This window comes from Methylophaga sulfidovorans, from assembly GCF_900114205.1.
In the GTDB taxonomy this organism is placed as follows: domain Bacteria; phylum Pseudomonadota; class Gammaproteobacteria; order Nitrosococcales; family Methylophagaceae; genus Methylophaga; species Methylophaga sulfidovorans.
In genome coordinates this window covers 116,686-134,279 of sequence record NZ_FOSH01000007.1, presented here as the reverse complement: position 1 = coordinate 134,279, position 17,594 = coordinate 116,686, and the positions used below count along the sequence as shown (strand labels likewise).

The window sequence follows — 17,594 nt, the reverse complement described above, 5'->3', positions numbered from 1 at the left end:
AATGACGATTTTTATATATGAACATCTTACCAGTGGTGCCTTATCAGAAGAGGTATTTTCCGCTGGTCTGATGCATGAAGGCGAGTTAATGCTTGAAAGCATCTGCCGTGATTTACTGGCGTATGGTCATAACATCGCGTTCATGCGCGATAAACGACTGCCAGCCCTGACTTTCCCGACAGATTATTTAACGATATACCCTATAGAGAATCAGGTTCAATTCACTGAAACCTGGCAACAATGCCAACGGCAATATGATTTCTTTCTCATCATTGCACCAGAAACCGATTTAATACTGTTCAATTATGTATCGTCACTGGAACAGCAACATAAACACGTATTTAACTGTAGCGCTGATGCGATTCTGCTTTGTAGTGATAAATATCTCAGTTATCAACACTTAAAAAAGCATCGTATAACGACACCAGAAACGTTTACAGTCGCAGAATGGTTGACCCAAGAACATCCCGTCCATGAGCAATGGATCATAAAACCGATTGATGGTGCAGGTTGTGAAAACACTTATTGCAGCGATAGTGATGGCACAAGGCAAAGGCTGTCTACATTGCCTAAAGATAAATTTATTATCCAGAACTATATTTCTGGTGAGAACCTCAGCCTGAGTTTATTTATCAGTGATGGGAAGCCTCAACTGCTTTCAGTTAATATTCAGCATATAAAACAACATCAGCAGCAGTTACACTTAAGTCACTGTGAAGCCAAGCGGTTTGATATGTTATCCCCTGAACTGGCACTGAGCATAGCCAATCAAGTTATCCATTGTATTGAAGGGCTAAAAGGATTTGTTGGTATCGACATAGTAAAAACACCCCATGCCATATACGTCATAGAGGTGAATCCACGGTTGACCAGTACCTATGCTGAACCAGCTATGCGAGAAAAAACAAATCCCGCCGCAACACTTAATGAACAAATACAAGCATTACTAGCAAAATGACAACAAAAACAAATATAACTTATTGTGGCTGGGATATTGGTGGCGCTCACCTTAAAGTCGCTTATGCTGACAGCACAGGAAAATTGCTCAACGTTTTTCAACTGCCCTGTGTGTTATGGAAAGGTATTGATGCATTAACAGCGACAATACAAACAGCACTGAAACAATTACCAGACACAGCAACATCACACTACATCACCATGACGGGGGAACTGGTTGACGCTTTTAACAATCGAGAAGAAGGTGTCAAAGCCATTGTTAACTGTGTTGATGCTTACCTAAAAGCTGATGACGTGCATTTTTTTGCAGGCCAATCTGGTTGGCTAAATAAAAAACAAGCTATCCTGCAATGGCAAGATGTTGCCTCGATGAACTGGCAAGCCAGTGTTGCTTTGGCAGCAAAAGATATTGAACAAGGTTTATTCATTGATATTGGTAGTACCACTTGCGACATCATTGCTATTGATAACTATAAAATCCAACCAGCTGCTACCACCGATTATGGCCGACAACGTTCAGGGGAACTAGTATATACCGGTGCCATAAGAACACCACTTATGGCCATTACTGATGAAGCGCCATTGCATGGAGACCGTATTTCACTTGCCGCAGAATGGTTTGCCAGTAGTGGTGATATCTGGCTGTTATTAAATCAACTTACTCTTACAGATATTCAGGATGAAAGTGCTGATGGCAAGCCATGGAATACGGCTTTTAGCCAACAGCGTTTAGCCAGAATGCTTGGCTGTGATGCCAGTGATGCTTCTGAATCACAATGGCAAAATGTCGCAGCCTGGTTTGCTGAAAAACAGCTAGAACAAATCATTAGGGGTTGTCATCAAGTATTAAGCCGATTTCCTGACTGGAAACAGTCCAGCCCTGTTATTGGCGCAGGAGTTGGTAAATTTATCGTTGAAAAATGTACAACGCGGCTGAACCGTCCATATATCGATTATGCTCAATTTTGCCAACATCATCCTGAAGCCTCTTCATTCGCCCCGGCGGCAGCTTTAGCACTTCTTGCCGCACATCAGTTGTCGTAGAATACATTGATGAATTCTGATTACCCTTCTTTAACTACTGAGTTGCCGTATATCGAAGACAGCGCTACTCTTTTTAGTCGAATCCGTGATTATCCCTGGCCTGTAATGCTAGATAGTGCCAATACGTCACCAGATATTGGACGTTACGACATCCTTGCAGCAGCGCCATTTATTACCTTAGAAACAACGGCCGGCACTACACAGATAACCCGTCATCACAGCAAGGAATGTGTGACCTCAGATCCTTTTCTACTGCTTAATGACATATTAAGTGACTATAAACAGCGGAAAACTGATTTACCTTTTGCAGGTGGCGCAATCGGTTATTTTGCCTATGACTTAGGCAGGTATTTGGAAGTATTACCTGAAATCGCTAAAGATGCTGAACAGATTCCAGATATGGCCATTGGAATCTATGATTGGGCAGTCATCGTGGATCACAAGTTAAAACGTTGCTGGTTAAGCAGTCATGGTCTGGATCCACAAACCCATAAAATATGGCCAGAGTTGCTTCAGAAATTAAATTTGCCTAAGACAGAACAAACAGCGGAAGCATTTACCATTACCAGTCCGCTCACCAGTAATTTTGATGAATCCACCTATAAAACAGCATTCAGGAAAATCAAAACGTATATTACAGAAGGTGACTGTTATCAGGTGAACCTGGCAAAACGTTTCGAAGTCACGGCTGAAGGCGCCCCCTGGTTTGCATATCAAGCCTTGAGAAAACAAAACTCGGCGCCGTTTTCAGCGTATTTTGATACGGGCAGTGTGACCATTATGAGTTCTTCACCAGAGCGATTATTACGCGTTGATGGTGACAAAGTTGAAACGAAACCCATTAAAGGCACCAGACCTCGAGATCTGAACAATCCTGAAAAAGACCGCCAGCTTGCTGAATCGTTACAAGCCAGTCTGAAAGACCGCGCCGAAAACTTAATGATCGTTGATTTACTCAGAAATGATATCGGTAAAGTGTGTGAGCCTGGAAGTATTCGGGTTCCGCACCCTTTTGCATTGGAAAGCTTTGCTACGGTTCATCATTTAGTCAGCACCATTACTGGCACGCTTGCTAACACAGAGTCTGCTGTTACCTTACTCAGAGCCTGCTTTCCTGGCGGCTCCATCACTGGCGCTCCCAAATTACGGGCAATGGAAATTATTGAAGAACTAGAGCCGCATCGCCGTGGTATCTATTGCGGAAGCATTGGTTATATTGGCTTTGATGGTAATATGGATACTAATATTACTATTCGCACTATGGTCTTCAGCGATAATCGCTTAAGATTCTGGGCTGGTGGTGGCATTGTGGCAGACTCAGATGCAGATGAGGAATATCAGGAAGTGCATGACAAAGCGGCAGCAATGATTAATTTAGTCAAATTTTTACAATAATATGCGAGTTATAAAGCTGGGCGGCAGCCTTTTTCATACTCCAGAGCTGAAACAGTGGCTGACATTGTTAAGCAGAGCCAGTGAATACGAAACGGTCATTATTGTACCGGGCGGTGGCCCTTTCGCCGATGAAGTACGACATGCTCAGCGTTTACATCGATTTAGTGACTCAACAGCTCATCATATGGCAATATTAGCGATGTCACAGTTCGGTTTACTGATACAAGATCTTGCCCCAAATTGTCGGCCTTTTTATTACCCTAGTGATCAGCAGGCCGCCCCCCTGAAAAATGGTCTCTACATCTGGTTACCAGATAAAAAAGTATTATCTGTTCCTGAATTAAGACACAGCTGGAATATCACCTCAGACAGTATGGCTCTGTGGTTAAGCCAATCCTTACAGGCTGACGAGCTGAGCATTATCAAACGTAGCACAGTCATCTCAAGCCAGATAAAATCCCTGATCAATCATAATGTACTGGATAGCGGCTTTCTGCCTTTATTCCATCAACAGCCTGTGATGACACGTTTATTTCATTTTCAACAACAAGCCTTATTCCCTGATAAAGGTCTTGTCCTGCAGTGACAGTCAATGAAAAACTCTGAACACCATATCGTTCATAATTCAGAAGACAATGAACATACCTTTGATAAGCAACAATTACTGACCGCAGACATTTCCTACCAGGACCTAGTTGATGAAGCCAGTTATCATCAGCGCGACGATTGGGCTGCTCATATGACACCGTCATTGGCACCTTATAGCCAATTAGGTATGCAGTTAGCATTACAGCACCATGGCAACCTGTTATCCCCAGATCTTTATCCTAAGCTGAAACAGGCTGAAACCGAGATTAGAGCAACGTTAGCTGACGAGTTTGGCTTTTCTCATGCACGGTTTACGCATGGCGGCTCGTACTCAAACTTAGACGCTTTATGGCAGGCCAGAAATCAGTCTAGTCATAATAAAAAGATGGTATACGCCAGTGAAGCTTCACATTACTCGATAATAAAAGCCTGTGACATTCTCGGCATCGCTTTTGAAGCTATTCCTTGCAATACAGATCAACAAATCGATCTCGCCGCATTAGAAAAGAAATGTGCTCAGGATGCACCTATAGCGATAATTGCTAATATGGGTACTTCTGCGACTGGCGCGATTGATCCCATAGAAGAAATAATGGCTATTTCAGCAAAATATGCTAGTTGGTTGCATATAGATGCAGCATGGGGCGGTGCTAATTTACTCATCGATGAAAACGGTCTGTTTAAAAAGTTTATGCCCAACGTGGATAGCCTCAGTTTTGACCCGCATAAGTCACTATTTCAGCCACGCCCCTGTAGTGTTTTATTTAGCCATTCACAAGCTGAACACACAAATGACATCAACTACCTCTCAGAACCGCCTGAGAAGACCATTAGCGGCTCTTATGGAGCAGAATTATTTCTACCTTTGTGGCTAAACTGGAATTTACTGGGGAAAAACTGGTTTATCGATAAAATCACATATCGACTGAAGCAGGCAGAATATTTTGCATGCAGACTTCGGCAACACACAAATTGGCCTGTCATTAATCATGGTACGGGTATTGTCTGTTTCAAACCGGACCATGACGATCTATTAGCGCCATTAATTAATAATGGTACCGTTTCTGTCATTAAGTTGAACCAGACACGCTATCACAGAGTTATTTTTGCTGGGTTGGATACCAGTGCAGAAAAACTACTTAAGGCTTTACGCCCTTTTCTTTAATTTGTTTCTGTACGCTATCAAAACGGCGTAACCAGGTTGGCAGTTTACTCATTGAACCAGACCAATGGTTACTGGCTTGTAGAGCCGCTTGTTTAGATGCATAAACCCCATAAATTAAAACATGCCAGGGATTGTTATCGCGCAAGCTGGTAAAACGAGCTACATCACCTGTCAGAGCATGTTCCTCAATAAATGCATCCACTTCTTTGTCATCCCAGGAGCCCATTAACTGGAATGTGTAGTGTTTTTCTGGACGTGAAAGAATCCACTTAGTATCGTGAACTTTGTCTAAGATACTTGGTTCAGGCTTTACCTCTTCTTTCGGAACGCTTACGTCACTTTCGTCTTTAACTGTTTGCTTTGCTGGTTTAATAACAGCCGGCTTTTCCGTTTCCACTTTCTCCACAGGTTCCGCTTCGGCAACTACCTGCTCAGAATCAGCTGGAGGCATAAGCTGTTGCTGCTCTTGAGGATTTGATTCTGACTCTGGCGTTGGGATTTCTGCGAGCAAAGCTTCTAGCTTTTCACGCTCAGAAAGCATTTTGGCTTCTTTTTCCTGCTCATCGCCCACGACCACTGTAGTCAGCTGATCATCCTCTGTGGAGATATCCTCAGGTAATTCCAGTGTGTTCTGTGGTGCTGTAGATGCTGATATCCAGTCATTGATTCGGTTCTGGAAAACCAGAATAAGCACAATAACAACAGCAAGTGATATGCCACCGCTCCATCGAAGCAAGTTAATCTGCCCCAAGGAGATTTTAGGCGTAGACTTCCAGGTTTTTGCCTTAATACCCAATAATTGTTGATGAGCCAAAGCATTTAACCGTGCAAGATTACCGGCAGATGCCTTGCTCAAATACTGAATCTCTTTTGGAGAAAAAGGGCTATCCCCCTGATACCCAGCACATTTCAAACGATGTAATAAGTACGCTTCTGTCTCAATAAACTCGAGCGGTGGCAAATCCAACCACTGCGTAGAGACAAGATTGAAACTCTTCTCTGCCGTCATAGCCAAGACAGCCTGCAAAAGGGGTTCCTGCTCATCATTCTGCCAGCTCAGACAGCTTTGTAATAGTTGCTGCTCAGGCTCAGATAAAAGCTGAACATCATCAACTAACAACACTGGTGTGATATTAAGTTTTTTTAGATTAAGCAACCGCTCTTTTAATATATTCGCTAATGATGTTTCATCACTAGTCGACGCTATTTCGGTCGCTAAGGCCTTTAGCATGCTCTGATATTGTTCAAGTGTGGAAACATTTTTACGCCAGCTATAAAAACGTATATCAGACGTCGTTTGGCGCTGTAATTGCTGCAATAACGTTGTTTTACCGGAACCAGAGTCTGCTTGTAATAATATCGGTGTGGAAGTGGACCTCAATAAATGCAGGACAAGTAAACGACGTTGCTTAATATATCTGCCATCAAAAAATTCTTCCGCAGATTTAACTTCGGAAAAAGGTAAGCGGTGCAACGCCAGCTTGGTGATATATGCAGGCTCAGGCGACGTTGCAGCAATATCACTCATCTATCACCTACTGATTTTCCTGAAATGCCATCAGCGTTTCATGCAGTTTTTCTATCGCATAATCATCACTGATGATGGCATTACCGATACCTTTTAATAGCACTAAACGGATAACCCCATCTTGCACTTTTTTATCCACAGACATCAGGGATAAAAATTTCTCAGTAGACATTTCCTGAGGACTTTTTACAGGCAGTCCAGCAGCGAGAAATAAATCAGCAATTCGAGTCACCTCTTCTGCAGACATCCAACCTTGCCGTGCAGACAAATCCGCCGCCATTAACATGCCAGTCGCAATCGCTTCGCCATGTAGCCAAGTACCATATCCCATACCGGTTTCGATGGCATGGCCAAACGTATGACCTAAATTTAATAGGGCACGAACATCCTGTTCTGTCTCATCTTTGGCAACAATATCAGCTTTATCCTGACATGAGCGTTCTATGGCATAGGCTAACGCTTTAGGATCACGTTGTTTTAATGCTGAGATATTTTTTTCTAGCCATTCAAAAAATGCCAGATCATTAATCAAGCCATATTTAATAACTTCTGCCAGGCCCGATGCCAGTTGTCGGTCATCCAGTGTATTGAGTGTATTGGTATCAGCGACCACACACTGAGGCTGATAAAATGCGCCAATCATATTTTTACCTAAAGCATGATTAACTGCGGTTTTCCCGCCCACGGAGGAATCCACTTGTGACAATAATGTAGTCGGTATTTGAATAAATGGTACGCCCCGCTGATAGCAAGCTGCTGCAAACCCTGTCATATCACCAATCACACCACCACCAAGTGCAATCAAGGTCACTTGCCTGGAAAATTGCTCAGACAGTAACTTATCAAAGATCTGATTCATGACTTCCAGGGTTTTGTACGCTTCACCATCCGGAAGCACCACCGAGTCACATTTAAACTCTGCTAATAAAGCACTTACTTTATCAAGATATAAAGGTGCGATTGTTTCATTGGTCACAATCAACACTTCTTGACGTTTAATATGTTTTGTAAGAAGTTCTTTCTGTGACAATAAGTCAGCACCGATGTATATCGGGTAGCTTCGCTCTGCTAATTCAACCTGTAACGTTTTCATGAGTTCTACTTTTCTTGTCTAATTCTTTCAGTCTGCGGATAACTTCATTTACGGTGTGCTGAACGGATTGTTCACCGGTTTTTATTATAATATCAGCCACTTCACGATAAAGTGGGTCACGGATAGTGAGCAGATTTTCGATTTGTTTACGTCTATCCGTATTTTGTAATAATGGCCGCTTTTTGTCTCTGGCCGTGCGCCGATATAATTGTTCAGCTGAGGCAGATAAATAAATAACCTGACCACGAGATTTCAAACATTGTCGATTCTGCTCGGATAAAACAGCACCGCCACCTGTAGCCACTACCACATTTTTTAGTTCTGTCAGTTCATCAATCGCTTTAGATTCACGCTCTCTAAAACCCGACTCCCCTTCCATTTCAAAAATCCAGGAAATAGAGACACCTGTGCGCTTTTCGATGACTTTATCGCTATCATAAAACTTTCTATGCAGAGCTTTAGCAAGTTGTCTACCAATCGTAGATTTACCTGATCCCATCGGCCCAACAAGAAATATATTACCTAAACTCAATGTGGTTTAATCCAAATGCTGATGACAAAAAAGCCGGATCATACAAGACCCGGCTTTTTGATTTTAACTGAAAATGACTGATTTCAGTATTGAAATCCTTCTTTTACAATTTTTGGTGTGACGAAAATTAACAATTCAGACTTTTTATCCGTCTTGGAAGTATTTTTAAAGAGAAAACCAACATAGGGTAAATCCCCAAAAAATGGCACCCTTTCTACCCCTTCCGTTTTTTGTTGTTCATACACACCACCAAGTACAACTGTTTCGCCGTTATCCACTAATACTTGCGTTTTAACATTACGAGTATTAATGCTCGGCACGGAAAACTGTGGATTAAGAATAGGCTCATCTTTACTGACATCCAGATCCATAATGATACGATCATCAGGTGTAATTTGTGGTGTCACCTCAAGCTTCAAAACAGCCTCTTTAAAGGACACATTAGTCGCGCCACTTGAAGTCGCTTCTTGATATGGAATTTCCTGACCTTGTTCAATGGTTGCCGTTTTTTGGTTGGCGGTAATAACTCTAGGGGAAGAAATTACTTCACCCTTACCTTCGGTTTCCATTGCTGATAATTCAAGTTCTAAAATCATGCCTAACGGTAATTTTGTTAAGGCTAGTCCGATCGTTCCTGAGGGGTTATCTACGGGTAAGTTAACATTTAAATCCTGCCCCAATGTTCGTGTACCTGTTGCTGGCGAAACTAAATTAGGGTTACTTTCCCCCCCACTCACTGTTAAACCTCCAAGAGAGCCAGAAGTACCTGCTCCTAGAGTGCGACTACGACCAGAGGCACCAAAACGCACACCCAGTTCATTTTCAAAATCATTATTGGCAATAACGATTCGCGATTCAATCAGTACTTGTCTAACAGGTTTATCCAACTGTTCAATTACTTGCCCAATTTCGGTCAGACTCTTCGCTGTATCACGAATTAACAAAGAGTTTGTTCTGGCATCGATCGTAATATTACCTCTTGTCGATAAGAAACCCGACTTTTTACCATCACCTTGTAATAAGGTCGCCAGCTCATCTGCTTTGGCAAATTTAATTTCTTTGATTTCAGTATAAAGAGGCTCAAGCTCAACTAGTTGTTTTTGTGCTTCCAGCTCTTGTTTTTCTCTTGCCGCAATTTCTGCTGCCGGCGCCACTAACATCACATTGCCATTCTGTCTCATGGCAAGACCTTTTGTTTTTAAGATGATATCTAAGGCCTGATCCCAAGGGACATTTTTCAGACGCAGGGTAAGGTTGCCTGTCACTGTGTCACTGGTGACCAGATTCATCCCAGTAAAGTCAGCTAATAGCTGAAGTACAGCTCTCACCTCAATGTTCTGGAAGTTTAATGAGAGTTTTTCACCGGTATAACCAAACTCATTACGACCACCTTTTTTCTGCTCATCTTCTGCTACTGGTTTAACCTCTACCACCAGTGTATTTTCAGATTGATAAGCAAGATGCTCATATTTGCCTTTAGTTGTCAGCGTTAGCTCAGTCCCGCCATTTTTACTTTCGGTATCTACAAACTGTACTGGCGTGGCAAAATCCATCACATCCAGGCGGCGGCGAAGTTTTTCCGGCAAGGAGACATTATTCAGATCAACAACAATAATATTTCCCCGCTCTTGTTTAACATCCATAGAGGCATTGTCATTAGCGAGTTTTAATATCAAACGGGCCTGCCCCTCATCACCTCTGCGGAAATCAATATCAGTCACACTATTTGCTGCCGATGTTGTTTTTGTTTTATTTTTCGCTACATTGGCGCTATCAATGGTAACTGTCATCTGATGATTATCACGGCTTATCGTGTAGGGCACTTTTTGTAATAAATTAATGACCATTCTGGTGCGGTCTCCTGCTTCCACAGCCGCGATACTTTTAGTCACTCCAACATTTACCTGCTTAACTCTCTGAGGCAAAGCATTTTTCACTCCAGCAAAATCAATGACAATTCTGGCGGGGTCATCCGTCGAAAAACTATGTGGTTCGGGAAAATCACCAGAGAACTGCACCTGTATTTTGGCTTTATCACCAGGCATTGCAGTAAAATCTACAGCTGTCATTTCTGCTGCGTTGACAGTATTTGATGCCAATAGAAAAGCGGTTACCCAGAATAAATGCTGTTTCAATCTAACGCTCCAACTCGGCTTGGTTTGTAATGATTGCTGTATATCCATGACTTTTTCATCTCTAATCATTTTCATTGACTAATTTACCTCTACCGCCGGAACGGAAGTCTCACGTTCGATATAACCACCGCCGCCCTGAGGAACGATTTCCTTGAGAACCAATTTGGAATCACTGATTTCCATGATTTTTCCATTATTCTGGCCCATATAGCTGCCTGTCTGTACACGGTGTATAACTCCATCTGGTGCTCTTACCAAAGCCCACACTTGGTCTTGCTCTAATGTACCGACATACTGTAATTGAGATAAATCAAAGAACTCTAATACTTCTTTCCGTCGATTTTCATCAGGACGAATACCATTATCAATAACTGGCTCAGGGGCAGGCAAGGGAACATCTATCACTGTTGGAACAAATGGATCCCGTAAATTGGATGCTGCATAAGTGAATTTTTCATACGGCTTCATCACCGGTATCGGTTCGATATCAGCTTTCTGTTGGCTTTTCACCTGAGCAATATACGCATTCAAATCGGTTTTATCCTGATCACATGCAGCCAGTAAGCATACAAGAATCAGCGATAAAGCCAATTTAAGTAGTGTGTTTGATGATGGGTGAATTGTCTTCATATCATTGTCACTCTATTTATCATCATCAAAATAACGATAGGTTTTCGCTGTGATATTCATGGTCATCTTGCCTGTCGCTGGATTCATTGGCCCCATACTTATGTCATGCAATGTCACGATTCTGGGCAAGGCTGCCACGCCACTGACAAACTCACCGAACTGATGATAAGTCCCTGTTACTGTCATCTGTATCGGCAATTCAGCATAAAAATCCACTGGCCTTTCACCTTCGGGTTTGAAGAGCTCAAACTCCAGACCATTTATCAAGCCTGTGCGGGTGATATCGACAAGTAAATCCGGCACTTCACTTTTCTTAGGTAACTGCTCAAGCATAGAGGAGAACATCACGCGCATTTCAGCTAGTTGCTCTTTGTATGCTTCAAGATTGACGGCTTTAGCTTGCTTGATTTCAAAAACCTGCTTCAGCTCAACTTCTTTTTGCTCCAGCTTTGTCAGCTCAGCCTGCTTATCTTTAAGAAGAAAATAATAACCACCAGCCCAAACCACAATACAAATCAAAACAGCAGCAATAATTTTTATCGGTGTGGGCCATTCACCACTTTCATTAAAGTCCAATTCATTAATAGAGGAAATATCCATTATTTATCCTCCTTTTTGCTTGGCTCAGACTCATTTACTTCAACAGTAAATTGTCTGATCGCATTGTTGCTGGTCGATGTACGTTTGATGACTTGTAAGCGTGACTCGCCATATTCAGGATTTTCATCTAGTTGGCGCATAAAGACAGATACTCTGGCATTGGATTCTGCCGTTCCACTGAAGGTAATGGTATTACCTGTACGTACCACTTTTTCTAAATGAATTCCTTCAGGGACTATCCGTGCTATAGAGTCAAATACTTTCACTACTTTAGGACGACTTTCCTGTAAATCCTGAATAACTTGCATTCTTGCTAGGAGGCGTTTCTTTTGTGTTTCGAGGTCTTGAATTTCTTTAATTTTGACATCTAATTTAGTGATTTCAGTCTGTAATAAGGTATTGCGCTGATTTTGATCACTAATCAAGCTATTGGCATAACCCATTACAAGATAAAAAATAAGGGCAGCAAACAAAAATGTTGCGCCCATTGCTAAATAAAACTGTTTCTGCCGTTCTTCTCTTCGTTCTTCACGCCATGGCAGTAGATTGATATGTGCCATCAGTCAAAACTCCTCATTGCCAAGCCGCAAGCAATCATCATTGAAGGAGCATCATTACTTAATGCCTGTATTTTCACTCGAGATCCAAGAATCATTTCAGCAAAAGGGTTAGCAATCGATGTCGATGTACCGGTTTCTTCTTCTATCATCGTATCGATACCTTCAATAGAAGCACATCCCCCGGCCAGAATAATATGGTCGATAGACTGATATTGTGTCGACGCGGAAAAGAAAAACTGTAATGCTCTTGTGACTGTCATTGCCATTGAGCGTTTAAAGGGTTCGAGCACTTTCGGGCCATAATCATCTGGTAAGCTGCCATCTTTCTTAGCTCGTCCTGCCTCCTGATATGACATGCCATAGTGGCGTTCGATATCTTCGGTTAACATCCTGCCACCAAACGTTTGTTCTCGGGTAAACACGATTTTGCCATCAACCAGTACATGTAAGGTTGTCAGCGTTGCACCGACATCGGCAACGGCAACGGTTAATCCCTGGCCGTGATGTGGTAATTGCCTGGCGATTAATTCAAAGGCATTTTCCATAGTGTAGGCTTCGACATCCACCAGCCGCGGTTTTAATCCAGCTTTCTCGACTACTTCAGTACGCACATCTACATTTTCACGACGTGAGGCTGCCAGCAGAACATCAACAGCCTCAACATCCGCGGCTGATGAACCTAATATTTCAAAATCCAGCCGTACTTCATCGAGTGGGTATGGGATATAGTTTTCCGCTTCCATTAATACATTCTCTTCAAGCTCACGCTCTGATAAAGAAGCAGGAAAGGAAACAATTTTACTGATGGCAGAACTTGCAGAAACCGCGACAGCAGCTTCTTTGGCTTTTGTGCCTGAACGTTTGACTGCGCGTCTTATTGCACCAGCCACTTCATCTCTATTTTCAATGCGGCTTTCAATGACAGCGTTTACAGGTAAAGGCTCGACGGAATATGACTCGACCGTATATTTCTCACCTTTTTTACTCAGTTCTAATACCTTTACTACCGAAGAACTGATATCTATACCTAGCAAAGGGGATTTTTTCCGTCCGAACATTTATCGCCTCAATTCCCGTTGATTCATTGAATAAGCCCACTTAGCACTATTACTTAAAGTAGTTTATTAAGAATATTGAGCTTGTCAACCTAAATATATCAATAAAACTAGTGATTTGAACCCTCTCACTGTTATTATTTGTGACTCAATATATACTTTCACATCATTTATTACATAGCAGCCAAGTCTACATGTATCGATTTATTCGCTTGACCACAAAGCTTATTTTAATTTTAGCGTTGTTGACCCTTATCGCCGCCGGCGTGGTTTATTTTTTTCTTGCTCCCAAACTGCCTGACACTAACACCCTAAAAGAAACCCAGCTGCAAATACCCTTGCGGATTTTCAGCTCTGAAGGTCTATTAATGGCTGAGTTTGGTGAGAAAAGACGTATTCCAGTGGAATATAACGACATCCCCAAACCATTGGTAGATGCCTTTCTGGCTGCAGAGGATGATCGTTTCTACCAGCACCCGGGCGTGGATTATCAGGGCATTATTCGTGCCGTCTACTCTCTTGTGACTACAGGTGAAAAATCACAGGGTGGTAGTACCATTACCATGCAAGTTGCGCGCAATTTCTTCTTGTCTAATGAAAAAACCTATTTAAGAAAATTGAATGAAATTATTCTCGCCCTTGAAATTGAGAAGGTTTTATCAAAAGAAGAAATCTTATCGCTTTACTTAAATAAAATATATTTAGGTAACCGTGCTTATGGCGTGGGCGCAGCAGCTAACGTCTATTACGGTAAACCACTGGATCAGTTATCACTCTCAGAGATGGCGATGATTGCAGGCTTACCAAAAGCCCCGTCCGCTTATAACCCTATAGCCAATCCTGAACGCGCGACAGTCAGACGTAACTATGTTTTACGCCGTATGTGTGAAGTCGGGTTTATCACAAAAGCAGACTACGATGAGGCTATAAAAGCGCCGGTTACAGCCAGTTACCATGGCCCGGAAATCAAAGTATACGCACCATACGTGTCTGAAATGGTACGAACAGAATTAATTAATAAGTTTGGTGAAGAGGCTTACACCAATGGCTTTAACGTCTACACAACAATTCGGGCAAAGCATCAACAAACAGCTAATAAAGCATTACAGTCTGCTTTATTAGATTACGATCGCAGACATGGCTATCGTGGTCCAATTACCAATATTGCCCTGCCTGAAGATGTCTCTGATCGAGCAGCGCTGGATAGTATCCTTAAAGACTATGACAATATTGGCCCTTTAAAAACCGCTATTGTTATCCAGACAAGCGATGACGATGCTGAGCTCTATATTAGAAACTGGGGCTACGCGCATTTACCAATCAATGCCGTTAAGTGGGCCCAGAAAAAACTCAGCACTAATAGCCGTGGCCCGGTCCCTAAAAAAATCACCGATGTACTTAAAGCAGGTGACATTATCCGCGTAGAGCAACTTACCAGCCCCAACTGGGAACTGGCTGAATTGCCTGAAGCGCAGGGAGCATTAGTGGCTGTAGCACCATATGACGGCGCAGTGACAGCATTAACTGGCGGTTTTGACTTCTTCAATAACAAATTTAACCGTGTAACTCAGTCACGTCGCCAACCTGGCTCTGGCTTTAAGCCCTTTATCTATTCTGCTGCCCTGGAAAAAGGCTACACCGCGGCGACGATTATTAATGATGCTCCGGTTGTGTTTGATGATCCCGGTTTAGAGAATGTCTGGCGTCCACAAAATTACAGCGGTAAGTTCTTTGGCCCGACACGTTTACGCGAAGCTCTCATTCATTCCCGTAATTTGGTATCAATCCGACTTCTGCGTGATATTGGTGCTGATTATGCCGTTGAATATGCAGAGCGTTTTGGATTTAAACCTGGAATGATGCACAAAAATCTCTCATTAGCTTTAGGTAGTGGTAGCGCTGCCCCATGGGATATGGCACGCGCCTATTCATCGCTGGCTAATGGTGGTTATAAAGTGGAACCTTACATCATTCAGCGGGTAGAAGATCCTTCAGGGAAAATCGTGATGCAGGCAAGCCCTGATACCGTTTGTGAAACCTGTCTGATGGATGAATCGCATCTTGATGACAGTGATTTCCATGTAGCTAAACGTATCATGACACCACAAAATAACTACATCATGAATAGCCTGTTACGTGATGTTGTTAAACATGGCACTGGTCGTAAAGCCATGAGTCTTGGTCGTGATGATTTAGCAGGGAAAACAGGGACAACCAATGATCAGGTTGATGCCTGGTTTAATGGTTTTCATCCGGAGTTAGTGGCTATCGCCTGGGTTGGATTTGATAATCCACACTCATTAGGCCGTTATGAAACGGGAGGCCGTGCGGCTTTGCCAATGTGGATAGACTTTATGAAGGTTGCACTGGAAGGCATGCCTGAAGCACCACTGCAGCCGCCTGTTGGCATGGTAACAGTCAGAATCGATCCTGCGACAGGATTACTGGCCAGACCTGAAGCCACAGATGCCATATCCGAAACCTTCAGAGAAGAATATGTACCAAAACAGATGGCACCGCTATCTGGGCAAGGTGATAGCGGCACATCACCAGTCATTGATTTATTCTGATTTAGCGAACCTGTTTGGCGAGCTGCCCGGGCTTTAATTCACCGTTCGGGTAGTCGCCATTGAGTAATCGTAATTGCTCAATCGGACTATTACTAATTCTGCTTTGCTTCGCCCATGAAGCATAATTATCGTTTTTACCCACTCTGAGAATTTGAATTTTTAACTCTTGAGCCAGTTTTATTTCATCTTCTCGTAAGCTATGCAAACTTTTTATCGTATTGAGAAAAGCCTGATCATACTGGCTAAATAATGCGTTGGTCTCAGCGCCGCCAAAGAAGATATAGGCTTTATCTTTTAAGTAGACAACAGCAATCCTGACAGTTTTATCCTGACTAAGCGCGATACCAGTATAGCCATCCAGTCCATGACTTTTAAAGCTTTGGCCAGAGCGAATTGTGGTGATTTTCAAACGCTGCTTGATAAACTGTTCCGGCGTTAACTTACGATTCAGATCAGCAGCCCCCATTTCGACAACCGCTTTGCCATCAGGAGCTACAGCCTGCAGACTATCTGGATTATTGTTAATCTGCCATTTTTCAGGAAAATCAACAGCAAACCCCATGGCAAGGTGATAAAAATGATTACCGGATCGAATACCTTGTTCTTCACTATCACCAAAGGTCATGCCGGCGATATGGTCCAAATATGCCGTTCTATCAATTTTGCCGTCCGTCACTTTATATTTATCAGCAGCCGTAACAACACCTTGCAGGCGTGTATCGTTATCAGGATGACTGGCAAATAAACCATGGTAGCCCTGATAGTCACGACCTTGTTTCTTCGCTTCAGCTGCGGCAAAAATTTCCTGATTTTTCAGCACAGTGATGACATCAATCATGGCATGAGGATCATAACCTGCTCTGGCTAAATACTCGGCACCTAAACGATCCGACTCAAGCTCATGTTCACGACCATAGCCACTCAATAACGCCCCACCAAGCATATTGAAGATATTCTGAGATCCCGCATTACGTAACTCAGGTATTAATATTGAACCTAGGGTATAACCAATATTGGCAGCTTGAGCAGCACTTTGTTGTCTGACACCGTGTCTGGCAGTGACATGACCAATTTCATGCCCTAATACCGCGGCAAGTTCAGCTTCAGAGTTCAAATAAGCCATCAGACCACGGGTGATATAAACATAACCACCGGGCAAAGCGAAGGCATTGATGACTGGAGAGTCCAATACCGTAAACCGATACACTAAGTCTTTACGATGACTGACTGATGCCAGTTTTTCGCCTACTGACTGCACATAACGTTGTAGCTGTTCATCATTATAGCGACCATATTCTGAAATGATTTTGGGGTGATTAGTTCTCCCCATCTCCAGCTCGGTATCTTCACCAAACATAACGAAGTTTTGATCACCGGTTACCGGGTTCGTTGCACATCCACCAAGCCCCAGAAACAACAAAGCCCCTGCGATTAAGCAGAGGCTTCGTATTCTGTCGTGACTTGTACTACCTTGTACTAACACGTCAATCATAGTTCAAACCATTTTTTTTCGACAGCTTATTTACCGTATTTCTGACGGAATTTATCAACACGACCCGCTGTGTCTAACATTTTTTGTTTGCCAGTGTAGAACGGGTGGCATTCTGAACACACATCCAGAGTCAAGTCTGAAGTGCGTGTAGAGCGAGTTTTAAAGGTGTTACCGCAGCTACAGGTAACATTGATCTCGGTGTAATCTGGATGGATATCCGCTTTCATATCTGTACTCGTTATGTGTGTTT

General features: G+C 42.7%; 16 protein-coding genes. 6 read left to right on the top strand and 10 right to left on the bottom strand.

Annotated features, from left to right (window positions below; translation table 11 throughout):
• Position 1 precedes the first annotated feature (1 nt).
• The 5 genes from BM232_RS07645 to BM232_RS07625 are packed head-to-tail and all read left to right on the top strand — an operon-like array spanning position 2 to position 5,149.
• Positions 2-958, top strand: coding sequence for an ATP-grasp domain-containing protein (locus BM232_RS07645; protein ID WP_091713097.1), 957 nt, complete (start codon positions 2-4; stop codon positions 956-958).
• Positions 955-2,001 carry a hydantoinase/oxoprolinase family protein gene (locus BM232_RS07640; protein ID WP_091713095.1) on the top strand — a complete coding sequence of 349 codons (1,047 nt, stop codon included), beginning with the start codon at positions 955-957 and terminating at the stop codon, positions 1,999-2,001. Before BM232_RS07645 ends, BM232_RS07640 begins: the two co-directional genes overlap by 4 nt.
• Positions 2,002-2,010: 9 nt before the next feature.
• On the top strand, positions 2,011-3,396 hold the full coding sequence (gene pabB / locus BM232_RS07635) for an aminodeoxychorismate synthase component I (RefSeq protein ID WP_091713092.1): 1,386 nt from the start codon (positions 2,011-2,013) through the stop codon (positions 3,394-3,396).
• A 1-nt stretch (position 3,397) separates the two neighbouring features.
• Complete coding sequence (locus BM232_RS07630; RefSeq protein WP_091713089.1) at positions 3,398-3,982, top strand: amino acid kinase family protein; 585 nt, start codon at positions 3,398-3,400, stop codon at positions 3,980-3,982.
• Between the two features lie 6 nt (positions 3,983-3,988).
• On the top strand, positions 3,989-5,149 hold the full coding sequence (locus BM232_RS07625) for a pyridoxal phosphate-dependent decarboxylase family protein (RefSeq protein ID WP_091713086.1): 1,161 nt from the start codon (positions 3,989-3,991) through the stop codon (positions 5,147-5,149).
• Here the strand turns inward: BM232_RS07625 and BM232_RS07620 are convergent.
• From BM232_RS07620 to BM232_RS07585, 8 genes are all read right to left on the bottom strand, one after another.
• The gene (locus tag BM232_RS07620; RefSeq protein WP_091713084.1) at positions 5,124-6,677 is read right to left on the bottom strand and encodes an SPOR domain-containing protein; all 1,554 of its coding nucleotides are present in this window, start codon (positions 6,675-6,677) and stop codon (positions 5,124-5,126) included. The genes BM232_RS07625 and BM232_RS07620 overlap by 26 nt on opposite strands.
• 7 nt (positions 6,678-6,684) lie before the next feature.
• Entirely contained in the window at positions 6,685-7,770 is a 1,086-nt protein-coding gene (aroB, locus tag BM232_RS07615) for a 3-dehydroquinate synthase (RefSeq protein WP_091713082.1), read from the bottom strand.
• A complete protein-coding gene (aroK, locus tag BM232_RS07610) occupies positions 7,751-8,302 on the bottom strand; it encodes a shikimate kinase AroK (protein WP_091713080.1) in 552 nt (183 codons plus the stop codon). The genes aroB and aroK overlap by 20 nt, the downstream gene beginning before the upstream one ends.
• A gap of 83 nt (positions 8,303-8,385) precedes the next feature.
• Complete coding sequence (locus tag BM232_RS07605) at positions 8,386-10,512, bottom strand: type IV pilus secretin PilQ (protein ID WP_091713078.1); 2,127 nt, start codon at positions 10,510-10,512, stop codon at positions 8,386-8,388.
• 3 nt (positions 10,513-10,515) lie between these two features.
• Complete coding sequence (locus BM232_RS07600) at positions 10,516-11,067, bottom strand: pilus assembly protein PilP (protein ID WP_091713075.1); 552 nt, start codon at positions 11,065-11,067, stop codon at positions 10,516-10,518.
• Between the two features lie 12 nt (positions 11,068-11,079).
• The gene (locus tag BM232_RS07595) at positions 11,080-11,667 is read right to left on the bottom strand and encodes a type IV pilus inner membrane component PilO (protein WP_091713073.1); all 588 of its coding nucleotides are present in this window, start codon (positions 11,665-11,667) and stop codon (positions 11,080-11,082) included.
• Positions 11,667-12,227: a PilN domain-containing protein gene (locus BM232_RS07590; RefSeq protein ID WP_091713071.1), complete on the bottom strand. Its 561-nt coding sequence runs from the start codon at positions 12,225-12,227 to the stop codon at positions 11,667-11,669. The genes BM232_RS07595 and BM232_RS07590 overlap by 1 nt, the downstream gene beginning before the upstream one ends.
• Positions 12,227-13,285 carry a pilus assembly protein PilM gene (locus tag BM232_RS07585; protein ID WP_091713069.1) on the bottom strand — a complete coding sequence of 353 codons (1,059 nt, stop codon included), beginning with the start codon at positions 13,283-13,285 and terminating at the stop codon, positions 12,227-12,229. Before BM232_RS07585 ends, BM232_RS07590 begins: the two co-directional genes overlap by 1 nt.
• A gap of 365 nt (positions 13,286-13,650) precedes the next feature.
• Here BM232_RS07585 and BM232_RS07580 point away from each other — a divergent pair, with 365 nt between their 5' ends.
• Complete coding sequence (locus BM232_RS07580) at positions 13,651-15,852, top strand: penicillin-binding protein 1A (RefSeq protein WP_245752845.1); 2,202 nt, start codon at positions 13,651-13,653, stop codon at positions 15,850-15,852.
• A 1-nt stretch (position 15,853) separates the two neighbouring features.
• On the opposite strand, the gene BM232_RS07575 is transcribed toward BM232_RS07580, so the two are convergent.
• Positions 15,854-17,344, bottom strand: a complete 1,491-nt coding sequence (locus BM232_RS07575) for a M48 family metalloprotease (RefSeq protein WP_177207284.1) — start codon at positions 17,342-17,344, stop codon at positions 15,854-15,856.
• A 26-nt stretch (positions 17,345-17,370) separates the two neighbouring features.
• Complete coding sequence (rpmE, locus tag BM232_RS07570) at positions 17,371-17,571, bottom strand: 50S ribosomal protein L31 (RefSeq protein WP_007143969.1); 201 nt, start codon at positions 17,569-17,571, stop codon at positions 17,371-17,373.
• Between the last annotated feature and the right edge of the window lie 23 nt (positions 17,572-17,594).

Excerpts from the sequence above, each read along its gene's own strand:
- BM232_RS07645 (WP_091713097.1), top strand. The coding sequence starts at position 2 with ATGACGATTTTTATATATGAACATCTTACCAGTGGTGCCTTATCAGAA.
- BM232_RS07640 (WP_091713095.1), top strand. The coding sequence starts at position 955 with ATGACAACAAAAACAAATATAACTTATTGTGGCTGGGATATTGGTGGC.
- pabB (WP_091713092.1), top strand. The coding sequence starts at position 2,011 with ATGAATTCTGATTACCCTTCTTTAACTACTGAGTTGCCGTATATCGAA.
- BM232_RS07630 (WP_091713089.1), top strand. The coding sequence starts at position 3,398 with ATGCGAGTTATAAAGCTGGGCGGCAGCCTTTTTCATACTCCAGAGCTG.
- BM232_RS07625 (WP_091713086.1), top strand. The coding sequence starts at position 3,989 with ATGAAAAACTCTGAACACCATATCGTTCATAATTCAGAAGACAATGAA.
- BM232_RS07620 (WP_091713084.1), bottom strand. The coding sequence starts at position 6,677 with ATGAGTGATATTGCTGCAACGTCGCCTGAGCCTGCATATATCACCAAG.
- aroB (WP_091713082.1), bottom strand. The coding sequence starts at position 7,770 with ATGAAAACGTTACAGGTTGAATTAGCAGAGCGAAGCTACCCGATATAC.
- BM232_RS07605 (WP_091713078.1), bottom strand. The coding sequence starts at position 10,512 with ATGAAAATGATTAGAGATGAAAAAGTCATGGATATACAGCAATCATTA.
- BM232_RS07600 (WP_091713075.1), bottom strand. The coding sequence starts at position 11,067 with ATGAAGACAATTCACCCATCATCAAACACACTACTTAAATTGGCTTTA.
- BM232_RS07595 (WP_091713073.1), bottom strand. The coding sequence starts at position 11,667 with ATGGATATTTCCTCTATTAATGAATTGGACTTTAATGAAAGTGGTGAA.
- BM232_RS07590 (WP_091713071.1), bottom strand. The coding sequence starts at position 12,227 with ATGGCACATATCAATCTACTGCCATGGCGTGAAGAACGAAGAGAAGAA.
- BM232_RS07585 (WP_091713069.1), bottom strand. The coding sequence starts at position 13,285 with ATGTTCGGACGGAAAAAATCCCCTTTGCTAGGTATAGATATCAGTTCT.
- BM232_RS07580 (WP_245752845.1), top strand. The coding sequence starts at position 13,651 with ATGGCTGAGTTTGGTGAGAAAAGACGTATTCCAGTGGAATATAACGAC.
- BM232_RS07575 (WP_177207284.1), bottom strand. The coding sequence starts at position 17,344 with ATGATTGACGTGTTAGTACAAGGTAGTACAAGTCACGACAGAATACGA.
- rpmE (WP_007143969.1), bottom strand. The coding sequence starts at position 17,571 with ATGAAAGCGGATATCCATCCAGATTACACCGAGATCAATGTTACCTGT.